Source organism: Ruegeria sp. C6 (genome assembly GCF_056537625.1).
The window spans coordinates 1,291,035-1,309,888 of the sequence record NZ_JBQFRW010000001.1; the positions used below are offsets into that span (position 1 = coordinate 1,291,035).

Below are 18,854 nucleotides of genomic sequence, written 5' to 3' on the forward strand. Positions count from 1 at the left end.
TATGTGTGTTTAAATCCCATTGGGAAGGAGCCCTGACCATGAGCAGACGCTTGTTGATCGTTGAAGATGACCAAGACACACGGGACTTCATTGCCAAGGGATTTGGTGAAGAAGGCTATGTTGTCGAAGTCGCATCAGATGGCCGCGAAGGCCTGTACCACGCAACTGACGGCGGATTTGATGCGGTCGTACTGGACCGAATGCTTCCCGGGCTGGACGGGTTATCACTGATTAAGTCAATGCGTGCGGCTGGGTTGAAAACACCTGTTCTGATGTTAACCGCCATGAGTGCAGTGGACGAGCGAGTCAAAGGCCTCCGCGCGGGCGCAGACGATTATCTGGTCAAACCATTTTCATTCCAGGAACTTCATGCCCGGATCGAAGCCCTGTTGCGTCGACCGCAAGAAGCCGAAGAAACGCCGACCCTTGCCTGCCGCGATCTCGAAATGGATCTGTTGACCCGCAAGGTCACGCGCAACGGTCGTGAAATCACCCTGACTCCGCGCGAATTTCAAATTCTGGAGTTCTTTCTGCGCCGAAAAAACCGCGTCGTCTCGCGCACGATGTTGCTTGAAGGTGTGTGGGATTACCACTTTGACCCGAACACCAACGTGGTCGACGTCCATATTTCGAAACTGCGCCGCCAGCTTGATGAAGACGGAGCCGACCCGGTGATTGAAACAGTCCGAGGCGCCGGATACATGGTTTCGGATGGATAACCTGCGCCTGTCGCTGAAAAACTCTCGTACTCGGTTGGTTCTGGCCAGCATGGTGCTTAGCACTTTGCTGACGGCGACCGTTCTGACGATGGTGTATTTTACGGCCAATCGCACGATTTCAGGCGAGACGCGTTCGGTCGTTCAGGCCGAGCTTACGGGCCTCGCAGATGAATATGAACGGCGTGGCATGATCGGGTTGATCTCTGCCATCGACCGCCGTTTGCCGACAGCGGCTGAGCGGGATGCCTTGTACCTGCTGACAGGTCGGCAAGGCACGAAACTGGCGGGCAACCTGACGCATTGGCCGGAAGGGATAACTCCGGGCAGCGGCTGGGTCGATCTTCAGCTTCGCAAAGAAGATACGGATCAATATGTCCCGATCTCTGCCGCTTCAGTCCGGCTGCCGGGTGGTGAGAGGCTGCTTGTCGGGCGTGATTCATTGGCCAGACAGCAATTCGACCGGGTTCTGTTCCGGTCTGTCGCGCTGGCACTTGCCACGGCATTGGCGCTGAGTTTATTGACCGGCTGGCTGCTGACCCGGCTGGTGTTTTCACGACTGAAAGACATCGCCAATACAGCCGACAATATCGTTTCCGGCGATTTAGCTCTGCGCATGCCTCTACGTGGCACGGGCGATGAATTCGATCAGGTCGCGGGCACGTTGAACAACATGCTGGACCGTATTGAAGAGTTGATCAGCAACCTGCGCACAACCTCCAATTCGATTGCTCATGACCTGCGCTCTCCCTTGTCGCGGCTGCGGCAAAGGGTCGAATCCCTGGCTGAGCCCGGCAAAAGCGATCAAGATCGCGAGATCGACATGGCGCGCGCAACCGGCGAGATTGATCACCTGCTGCGCGTTCTCAGCCAACTGACCGAGATTTCGCGCGCCGAGGCCGGCCTGGGCCGCGAACAATTTGAACCGGTAAAGCTTTTGCAACTGGTCGGTGACGTGGTTGAGTTATACGAACCTGTCGCGTCTGATCAGAACATCCGACTTGAGGTCGTTGGAAACGCGGACCCAATCCAAGGCCATCGCCCTCTGCTGTCTCAAGCACTGTCGAACCTTCTTGAAAACGCCATGCGCTACGCCCCGACTGGCACGGCGATCACCATCGAAATTCGAGACGACGGCGACTATGCGTTACTCAGCGTTCGCGACCGGGGCCCTGGCGTACCAGAAAGCGATCTGCCCCGATTGCAGATGCCGTTTGTCACGCTTGATCCCGCAAGGACAGGGCGCAATGCTGGTCTTGGACTAGCGCTTGTGGCGGCAATTTCGCATATGCACGGCGGCACGTTTCTAGCGCGTAACCGGAAGCCAGGGCTTAAGACAACTCTGAAGTTGTCACGCAATTCGTAATTTCATGAAGAACATCTACTAGAGCGTTGATCAAATTACATAACTGCAGGCAAGGAAGCGTATCCGTGAAAGCGAATGCGACCACCCTGCACCCGTTTTCCTTGAATCTGGTAATCGGGAAAACGATTCAACAACCGGCCCAATGCAACACGACCTTCAAGACGCGCCAAAGTCAGGCCAACGCAGACATGCGGCCCGCCTGCGAAAGCTAGGTGCCTGTTTGGCTTGCGTGTGATGTCAAACCGGGTCGGGTCGGTGAACACCTCGGGATCACGGTTCGCTGCCCCGATACATAGATGCAGGTTCGTTCCTTTGGCGATCTGATGTCCTCGGATTTCAACGTCCGCCGTAGTTTCCCGGTTGCCAAATTGGTTGGGCGACCGAAAGCGCAAGACCTCTTCAACCGCCGGAGCAATCAATTCGCCATCTTCCAACAGTCTTTGGCGTTGTTCTGGATAGTCATGAAGCAGCGCCAGCCCATTGCCGATCAGATTGGTGGTCGTTTCGTGGCCCGCGTTCAGTATGAAGATGCAGTTTTGCAGAAGCTCAATCTCGCTCAGCATCTCATCCGCGCCTTCGCCACGGATCAGACGTGTCAGAACATCTGTTTCCGGATCTCCCGGTTTTGCGCGACGACGGGCGACGAGATCCCTAAGGTAAGTTTTGAAGTCGCGAACAGCAGTGTGACCCTTTTCCAGCTGAGCTTCCGTCAAAGCGGGTTCCAAAGCACCAAGGATAGCCAGAGACCAATCGCGCAGAGGCGCGCGTTCATCCATCGGTACATCCAGCAGATTGCCGATGATCTGGATTGGAATGGTCGAGGCAAAATCCGCAATCAGATCAACCCGTCCCCTGCCCGCCATATCATCCAGCAGCGCATCAACGGTTTCGATCAGACCCGGCTCCATACGCGCGATTGCCCGGGGCGTCAGGGCTGAGGTCATGATCTTGCGCACCCGCGTGTGCAGCGGCGGATCGGAGAACACCAATGACGTTGTATGATGTTCGAACAGCGGCGAGCCAACACCGAATTTAGGGCCAAACGCCGCCTCCTTATCCGAGGAATAAAGCGTCGTGTTGCGATAAATGGCATCCAGATCCGCATGGCGCGACAACAACATGGAACCGTCCGGCTGCCGCAATATTGGCGCATGCTCAAGCAGAGCATCGTAAAAGGGGAACGGGTCGTCGACAAACCCCACGGGCGGGTTCATCAGGTCCAGATTTTGCGCGACATTCTCTAGGCTTAGATCGTTCATTCTTGGCCCCTCCAACGCTTGGGTAGCGGAAAGGGAAGCTGCAAACAACCTTGAGCGGGTGACAGGCCGCATCGGGCGGGATAAGACAAGGCATGTCTGATCCAATCTCCTCCATCCGCAATCTTGGCCCGGCATTCGAGCAAGCCTGCGCACGTGCGGGCATTATGACAGCTCAGGAGTTGCGAGCGTTGGGAGCAGACGAGGCTTATACGCGCCTGCTACAGGCCGGAACGCGCCCTCATTTCATCGGCTATTATGTATTGGTCATGGGCTTGCAAGGCCGCCCCTGGAATGACTGCAAGGGCGAGGAAAAGAAGGCCTTGCGCGAACGGTTCGATGCGATCAAAGCCGGAGTCAGCATAACGCCAAAGCATCAGATGATTGCCGATCTTGATGCTTTGGGCGTGCGAATTTCAGCCAAGGATTTGGCGGCAGACTAGGCTTCGAGCGCCCCGATCATATCGACCCGCGTTGCGTGGCGACCACCTTCAAATTCGGATGTCAGGAAAGCAGCCGTGATTTCCAGTGCTTGCTTTTCATCGAGAATCCGCGCCCCCAGCGAGAGCATGTTTGCGTCATTGTGCTGACGGATCATCTGGGCCGAAAAGACATCACTGCAAACACCACATCTGACGCTGTTGATTTTGTTCGCCGCCATCATGATGCCCTGCCCGGTGCCACACAGGATGATACCAAAGCGACAATCACCCGAAGCCACCAGGCGCGCGGCAGCAGCTCCGTGTTCAGGATAATGCGTGCTTTCCGAAGTCGTCGGGCCGATATCCACGGCCTCCCAACCTTGGGCCTCAACGTAAGCAGCAATGGCCTGCCTGAGGTCGATTGCTGCGTGATCACTGGAAAGAACAATGCGTTTGTTTGTGCTCATGACGGCGTTTCACTCCTGTCAACCAAAGCAATGCGGACAGACACTGTTGAATCCTGCCCTAATAAGAAAGGCCGCACCCTATGTAGGGTACGGCCTAAAGCTGTGATCTGACGCCCGATTAGCCGACCAGTTCGATGCCCGAGAAGAAGTAGGCGATCTCAACCGCGGCAGTTTCCGGTGCGTCCGAACCGTGGACCGAGTTTTCACCGACCGATTCAGCGAACTCGGCGCGGATGGTGCCAGGTGCTGCGTCTGCGGGGTTTGTTGCGCCCATGACTTCACGGTTCTTGGCAATGGCACCTTCGCCTTCCAGAACCTGAACAACAACAGGGGCCGACGACATGAATTCGCACAGTTCGTCATAGAACGGACGCTCGGCGTGCACGTCATAGAACTTGCCAGCTTGAGCTTTGGTCATGTGGATGCGCTTTTGCGCAACGATGCGCAGGCCAGCTTCTTCGAACTTGGCATTGATCTTGCCAGTCAGGTTGCGGCGGGTTGCATCGGGTTTGATGATCGAGAATGTGCGTTCCAGTGCCATATTGGCCTCTCCTTGACTTAAGGGCGCGATCCTCGCGCCGAAATCCATCGCGCGCCGCCTAACATGGTATTTGTCTCATGAAAAGCGTTATGATCGTTTATCGCTCAGATCGCCTCAGGCAGTGGGTCGGTACGATCCAACCGGCGGACATAGAGCACTGCCAAAAGACCAGCAAAGCTGCTGCCGCACATCATGCTCAGCACCAGATATGGCCCATTTTCAGGGCTTACAAACGTCCCGGTCATCATGGTCAAGACAGCCCCCAGTGCCACAATCAAGGCGCCTGATAATCCAGCCGCGCTGCCGGCTAGTTTCGGACGTACCGACATCACCCCGGCCGAGGCATTTGCATTGGTCAAACCATTTCCGAAACCAACGCAGATGGCGGATCCAAAAAACACCCAGACCGAGCCCATATTGCCGATGAACAGCAGCAGCCCGCAAAATGGCCCAACCGACGCCACTACCCGACCGAACAAGATCATTGTCGTCAGCTGGGTGCGCTTTGCGATGCGCCCGGTGACAAAGTTGCCGACCATAAACCCGCCCGTGATGATACCGATGCCCAGACCCAGCATTGCTGGGCTCAGGTCGAACCAGGCTGCGGCGACCAATGGCGCGCCGGTGATAAAACTAAAAAAACCGCCGATGGAGAACGCGGCGCATAAGGCGTAACCCCAGAACCTACGCGCGCGGAACAAATGCGGGTATTCCCGCATCTGCGCCGCGAAAGTCGACGAGCGGTTGGTGTTGGTTTCACCCATGTCAGCCCAAAGCAGCAACAGCACCCCTGCCCCAAGCAGCGAATACAGCACGAACCCGGCCCGCCAACCAAAAAGCATATCCAGCGCGCCACCTAGCATTGGCCCAAGCATCGGTGCCAGTGCCATGGCCATTGCGACATAGCCCAGCTTGCTGGCGGCCTCGTTTGGTGGATATCGGTCGCGGATCGAAGCACTCGACAGCACCGGCCCGGCCACCACCGCCGCCTGAATCATCCGAAACGAAAGGAAAACCCAGATTGACTCGGCTAAGACGCATCCAATTGAAGCGGCGACAAATATGACCATCGCGATCAACAAGACAGGTCTTCGCCCGTAGCGATCCGACAGCGGCCCGACGATCAACTGCAAGACCGCCGAGACAAATAGGTACCCTGCGACGGCCACGTTCATCAGGCCATAATCCACGCCGAAATCTTCGCTCATATGCGCCAGCGACGGCAGGAACATGTTCAGTGTCAGAACCGAGAGCGCCGTTGCAAAGATCAGCGTTATCAGGGTCGGAGGAGATTGAGCCGCACGCATAGCGAAACCAATTGGAGGACGAACCGGAACAGCGCTAACACATCGCTTCTGAATTGAACATGGCGACCTCTGGCGGCGGTTTGGATGCTCTGGTAAGAGCGGCTCATGCTACGGATCGAGAACATCACCTACGCCGTTGAAGGCCGTCCTCTGTTCGACGGGGCCAGTGCGACCATTCCCGATGGCCACAAGGTCGGCCTTGTCGGGCGCAATGGTACCGGAAAGACGACGCTCTTTCGGTTGATCCGGGGCGAGCTGTCGCTTGAATCAGGCAATATATCCCTGCCAAAACGCGCGCGGATCGGGGGCGTGGCGCAGGAAGTGCCGTCCTCGGATGTCTCGCTGATCAACACGGTTCTGGCCGCGGATGTGGAACGCAGCACATTGATGGCCGAAGCAGACAGCGCAATAGATCCGGACCGCATTGCTGAAATCCAGACACGGCTGGCTGATATTGATGCTTGGTCGGCTGAGGCTCGGGCAGCCTCGATCCTCAAAGGACTGGGCTTTGACGATGAGGATCAGCTGAAACCCTGTTCGGATTTCTCGGGCGGATGGCGCATGAGGGTGGCGCTGGCGGCCGTACTGTTTTCGCAGCCTGACCTGTTGCTGTTGGACGAACCGACCAACTATCTGGACCTAGAAGGTGCGTTGTGGCTTGAAAGCTATCTGGCCAAATACCCTCACACCGTCATCATCATCAGCCACGACCGGGGGTTGTTGAACCGCGCCGTCGGATCAATTCTGCATCTCGAAGATCGCAAGCTGACATATTACGCGGTTCCCTACGACAAGTTTGCCGAACGTCGCGCTGAACGTCTGGCACAAGCAGAGTCGGAAAACGCCAAGGCCAAGGCCCGCATCGCACATCTGCAAAGTTTCGTGGATCGTTTCCGCTATAAGGCGTCAAAGGCCGTACAGGCCCAGTCTCGTTTGAAGATGATCGAGCGCATCCAACTGGTTTCAACTCCACAAGAGGCGGCTTTGCGCGCCTTTTCATTCCCCGAGCCAGAAGAGCTGTCGCCACCGATCATTCAGCTTGAAGGAGGCGTGACCGGTTATGGTGATACCGAGGTTCTGCGACGACTGAACCTGCGTATTGATCAGGATGATCGCATCGCTCTGCTGGGCAAGAATGGTCAGGGCAAGTCAACCCTTTCAAAACTGCTATCTGACCGCCTACCCCTGATGGCAGGTAAAATGACCCGAAGCTCCAAGCTGCGCATCGGCTATTTCGCGCAGCATCAGGTGGATGAGCTGCATGTTGACGAAACACCATTGGATCACCTGCGCCGCCTACGCCCCAATGAGGCGCCCGGCAAGTGGCGTTCGCGTCTGGCGGGGTTCGGATTGAACGCGGATCAGGCAGAAACGCTGGTCGGTCGCCTGTCGGGCGGACAAAAGGCGCGCTTGTCGCTACTGATCGCCACCATCGACGCGCCGCATATGCTGATCCTAGACGAGCCGACGAACCATCTGGACATCGAAAGCCGCGAAGCGCTGGTCGAGGCGCTGACTGCCTATTCCGGCGCGGTCATCTTGGTCAGCCACGACATGCACCTACTGTCGCTTGTCGCTGATTGGCTATGGCTGGTCTCGGATGGCACCGTGAAGCCATTCGATGGCGATCTTGAGGCCTATCGCGCTCTTTTGCTGGCCCGCGAGAAACCGGTCAAAGATAAACTACAGGCGCCCAAACCCAAACGTGCGTCACGCGAGACCGTATTGGCCCTGCGTGCGGATCTGCGCAAATGCGAAGACCGGGTCGAGAAACTGACCAATATGCACGACAAGCTTTCTGCCAAGCTGGCCGATCCGGCGCTTTATGAAGATGACCGGATCAACGATCTGGAAACCTGGAACCGCAAATTCGCCGAGGTGGTCGAAGCCATGCAAAAGGCTGAAGCCCTATGGGTCGCCGCCGCAGAACGGTTGGAACAGGCAGAGAGCGCAGCATGATCGACATGGCCTTTTTCATAACGGCTTTCACCACGATGTTTGTGGTGATCGACCCTTTCGGAACCACGCCAATTTTCGTTGCCTTGACGCAGGACATGGATGCGGCCACACGCCGTAAGATTGCCATTCGCAGCTGCCTGACCGCGGTTTTCATCCTGATCGCCTTTGCCGCTTTTGGTGAAGCGGTTCTTGGATTCGTCGGCATCTCGATGGAAGCCTTCCGCGTTGCAGGTGGCGCGCTTTTGTTTCTGACTGCGCTGGACATGCTGTTCGACCGCCGTACCAAACGCCGCGAGGACCGCGCCGAGGAAGAAGATCATTCTGACCCTTCGGTGTTCCCTCTGGCCATACCCCTGATCGCGGGCCCTGGATCGATCGCAACAATCATTCTTTTGGCCGGACAAAACCCGGGCGTCCCTGGGATCGCAGCGGCCTGCGCTGTTATGCTTGCCGTCATGTTGGTTGTATTTGTGTTCTTTCTGGCCGGCGGCATGATCGCCCGTATTCTCGGTAAAACCGGGCTGAACGTGCTGACACGGCTGCTGGGTATGCTGCTGGCCGCACTGTCGGTTCAGTTCATTCTTGATGGCCTCAAAGCCTTTGGTTTCGCCTCGTGAAACACCATATTGGTATGAGAAAACTGATTTCGGGTGATTGAATGGACGGCTACGATATTGGGCGCTTGACCTATCTGGTTCTGCTGGGTGCGGCCCTGTTGATGTGGTTTATCACTCAGAACCGTCAGTCTTTGGGCAAAACCATGCAGCAGGTCGCGGCTTGGGTGTTTATCTTTATCGGTGTCATTGCCGTTGTCGGATTGTGGGATGACATCCGTTCAACCGTCAGCCCGACCCCGCAACTGACTGTGACCGATCAGCGGATTGAAGTGCCCCGCTCTTATGATGGACACTACTATTTACCAATGCTGGTGAATGGCACAGCGGTGACCTTTCTGGTCGATACCGGGGCCAGCAATATCGTCATCAGCCCGAAAGATGCCGAACGAATTGGAATCGATACGGATCAATTGAACTATCTCGGCCGCGCCTCGACGGCCAATGGCATTGTGCGTACAGCGCCGGTTCGGCTGGACAGCCTGTCTTTGGGCCCCATCACCGATCGCGATATCCTGGCCTCAGTCAATGAAGGCGATCTGGGTCAATCCTTGCTAGGGATGGCGTATCTGCACCGCTTTTCGAACATCCAGTTCGCAGATGGGCGTCTAATCCTGTCGCGTTGACCGCATTCCCCAATTGAGAACAAAATGAGAACATGCTAATTTGATCAGCATGTCCACCAATCTTCTTGGCCGCAAGCCCGCGCGCACCCCACCCGGGGTGGCCCTGCACCCACAGATCAGTCTGCAACTGGCCCGTGTACACGAAGCCTGCGGCCCTGCCCGGCGTAGCTTTGCTCTGTGGGTGGCGGCGCAGACTCAAGGGCCAGTGATGTGGATTGCCCCGGCTTGGGAGGTGGCGCAGCTGCATCCCGAGGGCATGCTGCCTTTTGCCGATCCGTCCCGGTTTCTGCTGATCCGCCCTGACAAACCCGAAGACCTGTTGTGGTGCATGGAAGAAGCCTTGCGCAGCGGTGCCGCCCCGTTGGTCATTGGCGATTTGCCCGGCCCGCCGGGTCTGACCCCGGTCCGGCGGATGCATCTGGCTGCCGAACAGGGCGGCATATCGGGACAGGCCCCGCTGGGGCTACTGCTGACGCCTGACGATGGTGGCGCACAGGGGATTGAGACGCGCTGGCATATGGTGCCCACCTATCGGGACGAGGCCTGCAGTTGGTGTCTGACCCGCCGCCGCGCCCGCGCCCTGCCCCCGGCCAGTTGGCACGTGACGCGGGCTGCTCCTCATTGCGGACTGCAGTTAAAGCAGATCAAATCCGAAGACGCCCCGATGATCACATAACTTGTGACTGGCCAAAACCGGACTTGCCCCCTAGCGTGCCGGCATGACACACCCGATCCATGACAGCCGATATTCGTGGCTTCGCCTGCTGATCACCCTGGCCATCGCAACCGTGGTCAATGTGGGCATGTGGGCTGTGATCGTCGTCATGCCCGCCATCGAGGCCGAGTTTGGCGCGGACCGAGCCGCAGCGTCGATGCCCTATACGCTCGCCATGATCGGCTTTGCCTTCGGCAACATGTGGCTGGGCAAGCTGGTGGACCGACTGGGCGTGACAATGGCGTTGATCGGCGCCGCTGTGCTGAGTGCGGTAAGCTATCTGCTGGCAACCCTTGCGCCGAATATCGCGCTGCTGTCGGTTGCGCATCTTCTGCTGGGGCTCGGTACGTCAATCGGATTTGGACCACTGATCGCCGATATCTCGCATTGGTTCATGCGCAGGCGAGGGATTGCTGTGGCACTGGTGGCCAGTGGCAACTACCTGTCTGGCGCGATATGGCCCACGCTGCTGTCGGGCATTCTGCAGCGCGATGGGTGGCAGCAGGTCTATCTGAGTCTCGCCGTCATCACCCTGGTCGCCGTCATTCCTCTGTCCCTGCTTTTGCGCAGACAGGTCCCCGTCGAGGCGCATGGCACGGCAGCAGCGGCAGCACAGGTCAAAGCACAAAGCGTCGGCTTTTCACCCCGCGCCCTGCAGTACATCCTCGGGCTGGCTGGTATCGGCTGCTGCGTGGCCATGTCGATGCCCCAGGTCCATATTGTCTCCTATTGTGTGGGCTTGGGCTATGGCCCGGCCGTTGGTGCCGAGATGCTGTCTCTGATGCTGTTGGGCGGCGTGGTTAGCCGCATCATCTCGGGGCTTGTCGCGGACCGGTTGGGAGGGCTTTCAACACTGCTGATCGGCTCGGTCCTGCAATGTATCGCTCTGTTCCTGTTTCTCCCTTATGATGGGATGGTTTCGCTTTATGTCGTCAGCATGCTATTCGGGCTGGCCCAGGGTGGTATCGTCCCCAGCTACGCGCTGATTGTACGTGAATATATGCCCCCGCAAGAGGCCGGTGCGCGCGTGGGTTTTGTCATGATGATGACTATCCTCGGCATGGCTCTGGGTGGTTGGATGTCGGGCTGGATCTATGACGTGACTGGCAGTTATCAGCTTGCTTTCATCAATGGCATCCTTTGGAACGGGCTGAACATCGCAATCGTGCTGATGCTCATGAAACGCTCGCGCCCGCGCGGTCGCACGGCGATGGCATGAGGAACCTTACCCGACGCAGCCTGATTGCAAGCCTTTGCGCGTTACCAATGGCACGGGCAGCGATGGCCGCCCTCACCCCATATGCGCTGGCAGCATCGCGCAGTTCCGTTGGCTTCACCTATGATTTGTCCGGCGCGCTTCAGACGGGCACGATGCCAGTACAGTCGGCCCAAATTCTGATTGATACCAATCGCTTGCAAAACAGCCGGGTCGATGTCGTGCTGGACGTGGCCCGGGCGCGGACGAACCTACCATTTGCCCGAGGTCCGATGTTGGGAAAAGGTGTGTTGAACGCTGCCCAATACCCCACCATCCGTTTCATCACGACTAAGATTCAGCTGGGACCCACTGGCCGTATCTCGGAAGGTGCAACCGTGACCGGCGATCTGACAGTGCGCGGTATCACGCGTCCGGTGACTTTGAGCGCCAATCTGTATCGGAGACCGGGAAGCGCGGTGGATGATTTGGACACCCTGTCCATCCGGCTAGAGGGGGCGATCAATCGAAATGAGTTTGGCGCGTCTGGATATCCTGATCTTGTACAACCCACGATCGGCCTGGACATCCACGCCGAAATCATCCGGCAGGATTAACCACAAAAAGGCAAAAAACGACGTCAGGGCGTCGATTAGGCGCGCGCATTTCGTGGCGACAAGGTCAAGTTGCACCTATCATGCGTACGATCATTTCATTTGCCGCCCTCTTTCTTTCGGTCATTCTGCTGCAGCTCTCAACGGGCGGTGTTGGTCCGCTGGATGCAATCTCGGGGCTGACGCTTGATTTTTCGACCGAACAGATCGGTCTGCTGGGGTCATCGCACTTCATTGGGTTCTTTGTTGGTTGCTGGTGGGCTCCGCGGCTTATGGGCAGTGTCGGGCACTCGCGCGCATTTGCGGTCTGCACCGCTTTGGGCGCGATGGGGTTGCTGGGGCATACGCTGACTGAAAACCCTTATGTCTGGGCCGCGCTGCGTATCGCGTCGGGCACCTGTGTCGCAGGTTGTTACACCGTGATCGAGGCTTGGCTGAACGCCAAGGTCACCAACGAAACCCGTGGGCGCGCGATGGGTACCTACCGTATCGCCGATATGGGGGCCTCGCTTTGTGCACAGCTTATCATTGCTGTTCTGCCACCCGCCTCTTACGTTTCATACAACCTGCTTGCGATCCTATGCTGTGCATCGATCTTGCCGCTGGCCCTAACTCGCGCCAGCCAACCCAAGACACCGGACACCCCGCGCCTGCGCCCCAAGCTGGCCTGGCACAGCTCACCACTGGCTGTGGCGGGCGTTATCGTGGCTGCGCTCAGTTCGGCATCATTGCGCATGGTCGGCCCGGTATACGGTCAGGAGGTCGGACTGGGCGTAGATCAGATTGCATTCTTTCTGGCCTCTTTCGTTCTGGGCGGCGCACTGGCCCAGTACCCCTTGGGTTGGCTCGCAGACAAGTATGATCGACGCTGGGTGCTGATCTGGCTATCCGTGGCAGCGGTGCTAAGCTGCGGTGTCACGATGTTGGCTAGCGGAACTGGAACGGTCGGCGTTATGCTGGCCGCCGGGTTCTTTGGCCTGACCACGTTTCCGATTTTCTCGGTTTCCTCGGCGCATGCGAATGATTTTGCCACGACCGAACAACGCGTTGAATTGGCAGCGGCCTTGATGTTCTGGTACGCGCTGGGGGCGATTGCATCGCCCTACATCTCATCCACGTTGATCCAGCAATTCGGCCCTGGAGCCCTGTTTACTTTTGTTGCATTGGGTCATGTGTTTCTTATTGTTTTTGGCCTCGCCCGTATGCGCTCGCGCCCGACGCCCGAGAAACGGACGAATTATGTCTATGCTCCGCGCACATCCTTTACCATCGGCAGGCTGCTCAAGGGTTCTCGCGAAAAGCAATGAAAAAGGGCCGGGAAATCCCGGCCCTTCTGTTTTACTGCTGGACCGCTGGCCCATGGCCCTCGACCACGTCGACCACCTCATCTGGATCCACGGTGCTCTCAAGCGCACCGTTCACCACGCCCCCGACGCCGTTCTCCATGGACAAGCCAAGCTCTTCGCCCAGTTTCTTGAGCGCTGGCATCTGCACGGCCATTCCCATGATCGAATCCAACGCCTGATTGACAACCGGCTTTTCACCGCTTGAAACACCACCACCATTGGCAGCTCCGATCCCACCAACCTGATGGATTTTGATCGAGTCGATTTTTTCGGCCGGTTTGACCATTTCCGAGATGATCGAGGGCATGGTTTCAATGCGGGTCAAGTCGACCTTCATCCGGATCTGCTCAGGTGACAGGGCATTGTCGGCCTCTACGATCGCACGCTTACCTTCCGCCTCGGCCAGCATGTCGTTCTTCTTGGCCTCGGCGCGAATGTTCAACGCGTCTGCTTCGGCCTGCGCTTCCTCGCGGCGGGCTTCGGCGCGGTCTGCGGCGGCCTCTTTTTCGGCCTGCGCTGACAAACGGATCGCGGTGGCCTGGCGTTCGGCCTCACGGGTGGCTTCAATCAGAACAATCTGCCTCTGACGCTCGGCCTCGGCCACTTCGCGCGCCGTTGCCACGGCTTCGGTTGCTTTGGTCGCCTCGGCTCGAGCCAGATCGGCGGATGCGCGCGCACGGCTTTCCTCTTCGGATTTCTGCGCGATGATGATCTGGCGTTCCTGTTCCGCCACTTCGATCTCACGCTCTTTGGCGATCTCAGCATCGCGGATCTTGCGCTCGCGCTCAATCTCGGCGGAACGAATGGCCTCTTCACGGGCAATCCGGGCGCGTTCGGTTTCGCGTACCGAGTCTTCAGTTCGCGCAGCGATCTCCGCCTCTTGCGCCACACGAAGAGTTTCCACCTTCTGCGCCTGCTCGATGCGCGCCTGCTGTTCGTCCTGTTCGATCAGCAACTTCTGACGCTCCGCTTCCATCGCCGCACGACGCACCTCAACCTCGGCCTCGGCGTCGATCTGCGCGCGTTCTTTCTTGGATATGGCAATCACCTCGGCCAGCTTGCGCATACCCACGGCGTTAAAGGCGTTGTTCTCGTCCAGCGCTTCAAACGGCGTCTGGTCGAGCGCAGTCAGCGAGACGGATTCCAGCGACAAACCGTTCTTCAGCAAGTCTTCGGACACCGCATTCTGCACCTCTTGCACAAAGTCGGCGCGGTTTTCATGAAGACCATCCATGGTCATCTGAGCGGCCACGGCACGCAGACCGTCGATCAGCTTGCCTTCGATCATCTCACGCAGTTGCTCGACGTCAAAGGTGCGATCACCCAGCGTTTGCGCGGCGCGCGCGATGCCCTCTTCAGTCGCCATCACCGAGACGTAGAATTCGACACCCACGTCGACACGCATCCGGTCTTTGGTGATAAGCGCGGCCTCACCGCTGCGCTGCACCTCAAGGCGCAGAGTCTTCATGTTGACCGGGCTGACTTCGTGCAGCAACGGTACGATGATGACGCCGCCATCCATAATGACCTTTTTGCCACCCGCGCCGGTTTTCACTAGGCTGATCTCGCGCGTGGCGCGTCGATAAAGGCGGCCAAGTACAAGGCCTATGAACAAGAGTACGGCTAAAATAGTCACAACTGTAACGGCCAGGAATGATAGTTCCATGCAATATCCTCCGGATTGGGGTTAAGATTTTTTGGTTAAACTGACATGCGAACCAGAACGAACCGGTCGCGCCGTCGATCACGCAGAACAAGGACTTCTGTTCCCTGCTCCAGCGCATCTTTGTCCTGCAACGGCTCTGCGCGCAGGTAGTGCGTGTTGCCAAAGCGATCCATGACGCGGACTTCGGCTGGACGGCCTCGCGATGCGATACCCTGAGTGATCACGCCACGGCGGCGGGCCAGCATCCGTTCCGACATCGCTTCGGTTTCGGTTTTGGGCAGGAGGCGAGCGAAGACACCACCAAAGCCACGTGCGAACCATAGGCCGAATACTCCGGCCGGAATCGCGGCCAACCATGCAGGTAAGTCAAAGCCCAGCAGATCACGCAGCGCCAGTTGCAGGCCTATGCCACTCAGGCCGAAACCAGCCAGCAGCACAACGAGCCAGATCATGAATGGCATCTTGCCAATGCCCAACCAGCCAAACGGGCCGACGGGCGTAGCCGCAGGCACATCGGTTTCAATTTCGGCCAGTTCCAAGTCACTCAGATCGATGTCGGCGTCGATATCCAGATCAAAGTCGACGACGTCCAGATCGGGCGCGTCGACCATGTCCAGATCAACCTCGCCCTCGCCTGCCAGAAGACTTCCCCCGAAAACCAATGCGATCAGTTCAAGGCCCAGAAGACCGAACAGAAGCGCAAGCGCCAAGGTAAAGGGCACAAATGCGCCCTCTAGTAAAAAGTCAAACATCAGCAGATTGCCCTCGTTATTGTATACTTTTGTATACACTACAAATGGGAAGTCATTGCTACAATTTCAAGAGGTTGTGATTCTGTGTTTCAACCTGAGGTTATTTACATCCAAATGTCAGTTACAATCTGCAACCATGACATTAAGCTCAATTTCTTTCGCCCGTGCGAAACGTATTACCTGTTCACACCTGCTGGAGTAATTCTCTAATCGGTGGGCTTTGGCGGTGGTGCCGGGATCATTTCATCCAGGATTGATCCCGCCTCATATCCCAGCAGGTCAACCCGCATCCGTTCAGGGTCTCCGAACACCCATGCACCAACATGCCTCTGCATTCGAACGTATCCGGCGTATCCAGCCAACGCGTCGTTCCCGTGTGCGTTCTCAGCGAACAGAACCTGCCCGGCAGCAACCTTTTCCGGCATCACGCGCTGTAGGTACAGTAGCACGACATTGACGTCTTTGACGCTGGAGCCGCCGTGATGCACCACATACATCTTGGCCCACTCCTCTTCGCTTATGGCTGCGCGTGCATCGGACACGGCGGTATGAAGTGCGTTCAACTCCGCACGTGCAGATTTCTCCATATTCTCTGCCCAGATGGGCCGCATGTCGTTGATCACCTGCGAAACCGCTTCACGTGTGATCTGATCCTTGTCGAGTGCACCTTGAGCAAATGCCCGGGCTGTTTCGAGCATTTTGCGCTGGCTCGCCAAGTCGCCCTCGGTCATGCCCAGTCCGCCCAATGTCGCAAGAAATACATCTATCTCATTGATGATAATTGCAAACTCCGCCTTCCAGCGCTCATCATCGGTATTTTCATCAGGCCATGGAGTCACCGCCCCGATCAATCCCAACACAACGTGCGACGTGGACTTCAGATGTTGATAGGTTGGCGCATCCCTTGGATAGCTCGCCTCTCCGTCTTCGGTCATGACTGTGACATCACGTGCGATAATCATGACGGGCCGGGTTTCAGCCGTCAGCGCATCCTGGCCACGGTGAAAGATCGAGAGCATAGCGTGGTCAAAAGCATGCACCGGATCATCTGTGGCGCTCTGGTCGGCGATGGCGCTGGCGGTAAATACAATAGCTGCAACGGCGGCACAGCAGCCCATCCATAAACTCTGCATAATGAAATTCCCCTAAGCTGGGTTCTCCTGATCATCATACACCATTGGTACGCACGGGGCGAAATCGCTGACGAACGCGACACAAACTCCAGGGAATGCACGAAGTCGCGTGGTAATACCCGTTAAATTCAAGCGGGTATGAATGCGGGCTTTTGCTTACTGGCCACATAAGGTAGACGGGCGCGCAGACAGATACGTGGAAGCGCATTATGGCCCGAATTCTCATCACCTCGGCGATCCCTTACATCAACGGGATCAAACATCTCGGCAACCTAATCGGTTCGCAATTGCCTGCCGATCTGTACGCTCGCTATCAGCGCGGCCGGGGCAATGAGGTCATGTTCCTGTGTGCAACCGACGAGCACGGCACCCCGGCCGAGCTGGCCGCCGCCAAAGCGGGCAAACCGGTAGCTGAATATTGCGCTGACATGTACGCAGTACAGGCCGATATCGCCAAGCGCTTTGGCCTGAGCTTTGATCACTTTGGCCGCTCGTCCAGCGATCAGAACCGTAAACTGACCCAACATTTCGCTGGCAAACTGGATGAGGCCGGGCTGATCCGGGAAGTCAGCGAAAAGCAGGTTTATTCCAACGCCGATGGCCGTTTTCTGCCCGACCGCTATATCGAAGGCACCTGCCCCAATTGCGGCTATGATCGCGCACGCGGCGACCAGTGCGAAAATTGTACCAAGCAGCTAGACCCGACCGACCTGATTGAGCCCCGCAGCGCGATCAGCGGCTCGACCGATCTTGAGGTGCGTGAGACCAAGCACCTGTATTTGCGTCAATCCGCAATGAAAGATCAGTTGGACGCGTGGATCGACAGCAAGACAGACTGGCCGATCCTGACAACCTCGATCGCCAAGAAATGGTTGCATGATGGCGACGGCCTGCAGGATCGCGGCATTACCCGCGATCTGGATTGGGGTGTACCAGTCAAGAAAGGTGATCAAGATTGGCCCGGCATGGAAGGCAAAGTCTTCTATGTCTGGTTCGATGCCCCCATTGAATACATCGCCTGCGCCAAGGAATGGGCCGACGCCAATGGTAAGTCTGATGCCGATTGGAAACGTTGGTGGCGCACCGACAAAGGCGCAGAAGATGTGCGTTACGTTCAGTTCATGGGCAAGGACAATGTGCCCTTCCACACCCTGTCTTTCCCGGCCACCATTCTGGGATCGGGCGAGCCCTGGAAGATGGTCGACCACCTGAAATCATTCAACTACCTGAACTATGACGGTGGCCAATTCTCGACCTCACAGGGCCGTGGAGTGTTCATGGATCAGGCGCTGGACATTCTGCCCGCCGATTACTGGCGCTGGTGGCTGTTGAGCCATGCGCCAGAAAGCAGCGACAGCGAGTTCACATGGGAGAACTTCCAGCAGTCGGTGAACAAAGATCTTGCGGATGTTCTGGGTAACTTTGTCAGCCGGATCACTAAGTTCTGCCGCTCGAAATTCGGTGAAGCAGTGCCCGAAGGTGGTGCGTATGGCGAACGTGAACAGACCCTGATTGCTGAGCTTACTAGCCGAGTACGTGCCTACGAAGGCCACATGGAAGCGATGGAAGTGCGCAAATCCGCGCAAGAGCTGCGTGCGATCTGGGTCGCGGGCAACGAGTATCTGCAGGCTGCCGCACCATGGTCAACCTTTAAGGAAGATCCTGCGCAGGCTGCGGCGCAGGTGCGGCTGGGGCTGAACCTGATCCGCCTCTATGCAGTTCTGAGCGCGCCGTTTATTCCGGATGCGTCTGCAAAAATGCTTAGTGCGATGAACACACTCGATACCAGCTGGCCCGAAGATGTCGATGCCGCGCTGCGCGCCCTGCCCGCTGGCCATGAATTTTCGGTTCCCGACGTGCTGTTTGCCAAAATCACGGACGAACAGCGCGAGGACTGGCAGAATCGGTTTGCGGGAACGCGTGAATAACAACAAAATTCGATTTATGAATGCCGCAGCGGAGCCCTGAAGCCTCTCCGCTGCTGGTTTTTGGCAGAGAAAATTCGCCCGCCCCTATTGTCATCGGGCAGGTAAACGCCTGCGGATGCAGGCTAAGTCTGCAGACTGGAAAGAAATTTCGGGTCGATTCTTGCCAACGCATTACCTCAACACGCTTGAGAAACTGCGTCAAACCCGCCATCCTGCCTATAAAATCAATCG

The 18,854-nt window shown here is 57.3% G+C and carries 18 protein-coding genes; 11 read left to right on the plus strand and 7 right to left on the minus strand.

Annotation, left to right across the window (positions count from 1 at the left end; all coding sequences use genetic code 11):
* Positions 1 to 38: 38 nt before the first annotated feature.
* Both ACR0MJ_RS06420 and ACR0MJ_RS06425 read left to right on the plus strand, forming a co-directional pair.
* The gene (locus ACR0MJ_RS06420) at positions 39 to 719 is read left to right on the plus strand and encodes a response regulator transcription factor (RefSeq protein WP_170393316.1); all 681 of its coding nucleotides are present in this window, start codon (positions 39 to 41) and stop codon (positions 717 to 719) included.
* Positions 676 to 2,082 carry a sensor histidine kinase gene (locus ACR0MJ_RS06425; protein ID WP_480759978.1) on the plus strand — a complete coding sequence of 469 codons (1,407 nt, stop codon included), beginning with the start codon at positions 676 to 678 and terminating at the stop codon, positions 2,080 to 2,082. The genes ACR0MJ_RS06420 and ACR0MJ_RS06425 overlap by 44 nt, the downstream gene beginning before the upstream one ends.
* Positions 2,083 to 2,117: 35 nt before the next feature.
* Here the strand turns inward: ACR0MJ_RS06425 and ACR0MJ_RS06430 are convergent, their stop codons facing one another.
* Entirely contained in the window at positions 2,118 to 3,341 is a 1,224-nt protein-coding gene (locus tag ACR0MJ_RS06430) for a cytochrome P450 (protein WP_480759981.1), read from the minus strand.
* 92 nt (positions 3,342 to 3,433) lie between these two features.
* Here ACR0MJ_RS06430 and ACR0MJ_RS06435 point away from each other — a divergent pair, with 92 nt between their 5' ends.
* Positions 3,434 to 3,781 (plus strand): TfoX/Sxy family protein, encoded by a 348-nt coding sequence (locus tag ACR0MJ_RS06435; protein WP_170405257.1) that lies wholly within the window; start codon positions 3,434 to 3,436, stop codon positions 3,779 to 3,781.
* Here the strand turns inward: ACR0MJ_RS06435 and rpiB are convergent.
* The 3 genes from rpiB to ACR0MJ_RS06450 form a co-directional block, all read right to left on the minus strand.
* The gene (gene rpiB / locus ACR0MJ_RS06440) at positions 3,778 to 4,227 is read right to left on the minus strand and encodes a ribose 5-phosphate isomerase B (protein ID WP_480759983.1); all 450 of its coding nucleotides are present in this window, start codon (positions 4,225 to 4,227) and stop codon (positions 3,778 to 3,780) included. The genes ACR0MJ_RS06435 and rpiB overlap by 4 nt on opposite strands.
* A 118-nt stretch (positions 4,228 to 4,345) precedes the next feature.
* On the minus strand, positions 4,346 to 4,768 hold the full coding sequence (ndk, locus tag ACR0MJ_RS06445; protein ID WP_008757405.1) for a nucleoside-diphosphate kinase: 423 nt from the start codon (positions 4,766 to 4,768) through the stop codon (positions 4,346 to 4,348).
* A gap of 104 nt (positions 4,769 to 4,872) precedes the next feature.
* Positions 4,873 to 6,075 carry a multidrug effflux MFS transporter gene (locus tag ACR0MJ_RS06450; protein WP_170405251.1) on the minus strand — a complete coding sequence of 401 codons (1,203 nt, stop codon included), beginning with the start codon at positions 6,073 to 6,075 and terminating at the stop codon, positions 4,873 to 4,875.
* Positions 6,076 to 6,180: 105 nt separating this feature from the next.
* On the opposite strand from ACR0MJ_RS06450, the gene ACR0MJ_RS06455 reads away from it, so the two are divergent.
* The 7 genes from ACR0MJ_RS06455 to ACR0MJ_RS06485 all read left to right on the plus strand — a co-directional run bounded on the left by ACR0MJ_RS06455 (position 6,181) and on the right by ACR0MJ_RS06485 (position 13,105).
* Positions 6,181 to 8,034, plus strand: coding sequence for an ABC-F family ATP-binding cassette domain-containing protein (locus ACR0MJ_RS06455; protein WP_170405248.1), 1,854 nt, complete (start codon positions 6,181 to 6,183; stop codon positions 8,032 to 8,034).
* Complete coding sequence (locus tag ACR0MJ_RS06460) at positions 8,031 to 8,651, plus strand: MarC family protein (protein WP_170393323.1); 621 nt, start codon at positions 8,031 to 8,033, stop codon at positions 8,649 to 8,651. The genes ACR0MJ_RS06455 and ACR0MJ_RS06460 overlap by 4 nt, the downstream gene beginning before the upstream one ends.
* Positions 8,652 to 8,692: 41 nt before the next feature.
* Entirely contained in the window at positions 8,693 to 9,274 is a 582-nt protein-coding gene (locus tag ACR0MJ_RS06465; protein WP_170405245.1) for a TIGR02281 family clan AA aspartic protease, read from the plus strand.
* A 49-nt stretch (positions 9,275 to 9,323) separates the two neighbouring features.
* Positions 9,324 to 9,950, plus strand: coding sequence for a hypothetical protein (locus ACR0MJ_RS06470; RefSeq protein ID WP_170393325.1), 627 nt, complete (start codon positions 9,324 to 9,326; stop codon positions 9,948 to 9,950).
* Between the two features lie 43 nt (positions 9,951 to 9,993).
* Complete coding sequence (locus ACR0MJ_RS06475; RefSeq protein WP_170510795.1) at positions 9,994 to 11,208, plus strand: MFS transporter; 1,215 nt, start codon at positions 9,994 to 9,996, stop codon at positions 11,206 to 11,208.
* Positions 11,205 to 11,801: a YceI family protein gene (locus ACR0MJ_RS06480; RefSeq protein ID WP_480759992.1), complete on the plus strand. Its 597-nt coding sequence runs from the start codon at positions 11,205 to 11,207 to the stop codon at positions 11,799 to 11,801. Before ACR0MJ_RS06475 ends, ACR0MJ_RS06480 begins: the two co-directional genes overlap by 4 nt.
* 80 nt (positions 11,802 to 11,881) lie before the next feature.
* The gene (locus ACR0MJ_RS06485; protein WP_480759994.1) at positions 11,882 to 13,105 is read left to right on the plus strand and encodes an MFS transporter; all 1,224 of its coding nucleotides are present in this window, start codon (positions 11,882 to 11,884) and stop codon (positions 13,103 to 13,105) included.
* Positions 13,106 to 13,136: 31 nt separating this feature from the next.
* Here ACR0MJ_RS06485 and ACR0MJ_RS06490 read toward each other — a convergent pair whose 3' ends face one another.
* The 3 genes from ACR0MJ_RS06490 to ACR0MJ_RS06500 all read right to left on the minus strand — a co-directional run bounded on the left by ACR0MJ_RS06490 (position 13,137) and on the right by ACR0MJ_RS06500 (position 16,695).
* Positions 13,137 to 14,810 (minus strand): flotillin family protein, encoded by a 1,674-nt coding sequence (locus tag ACR0MJ_RS06490; protein WP_480759996.1) that lies wholly within the window; start codon positions 14,808 to 14,810, stop codon positions 13,137 to 13,139.
* 35 nt (positions 14,811 to 14,845) lie between these two features.
* Positions 14,846 to 15,562 carry an OB-fold-containig protein gene (locus ACR0MJ_RS06495; protein ID WP_170393710.1) on the minus strand — a complete coding sequence of 239 codons (717 nt, stop codon included), beginning with the start codon at positions 15,560 to 15,562 and terminating at the stop codon, positions 14,846 to 14,848.
* A gap of 206 nt (positions 15,563 to 15,768) precedes the next feature.
* Positions 15,769 to 16,695, minus strand: coding sequence for a hypothetical protein (locus ACR0MJ_RS06500; protein WP_480759999.1), 927 nt, complete (start codon positions 16,693 to 16,695; stop codon positions 15,769 to 15,771).
* A 209-nt stretch (positions 16,696 to 16,904) separates the two neighbouring features.
* Here ACR0MJ_RS06500 and metG point away from each other — a divergent pair, with 209 nt between their 5' ends.
* Entirely contained in the window at positions 16,905 to 18,623 is a 1,719-nt protein-coding gene (gene metG, locus ACR0MJ_RS06505; protein WP_480760001.1) for a methionine--tRNA ligase, read from the plus strand.
* Positions 18,624 to 18,854: the final 231 nt, after the last annotated feature.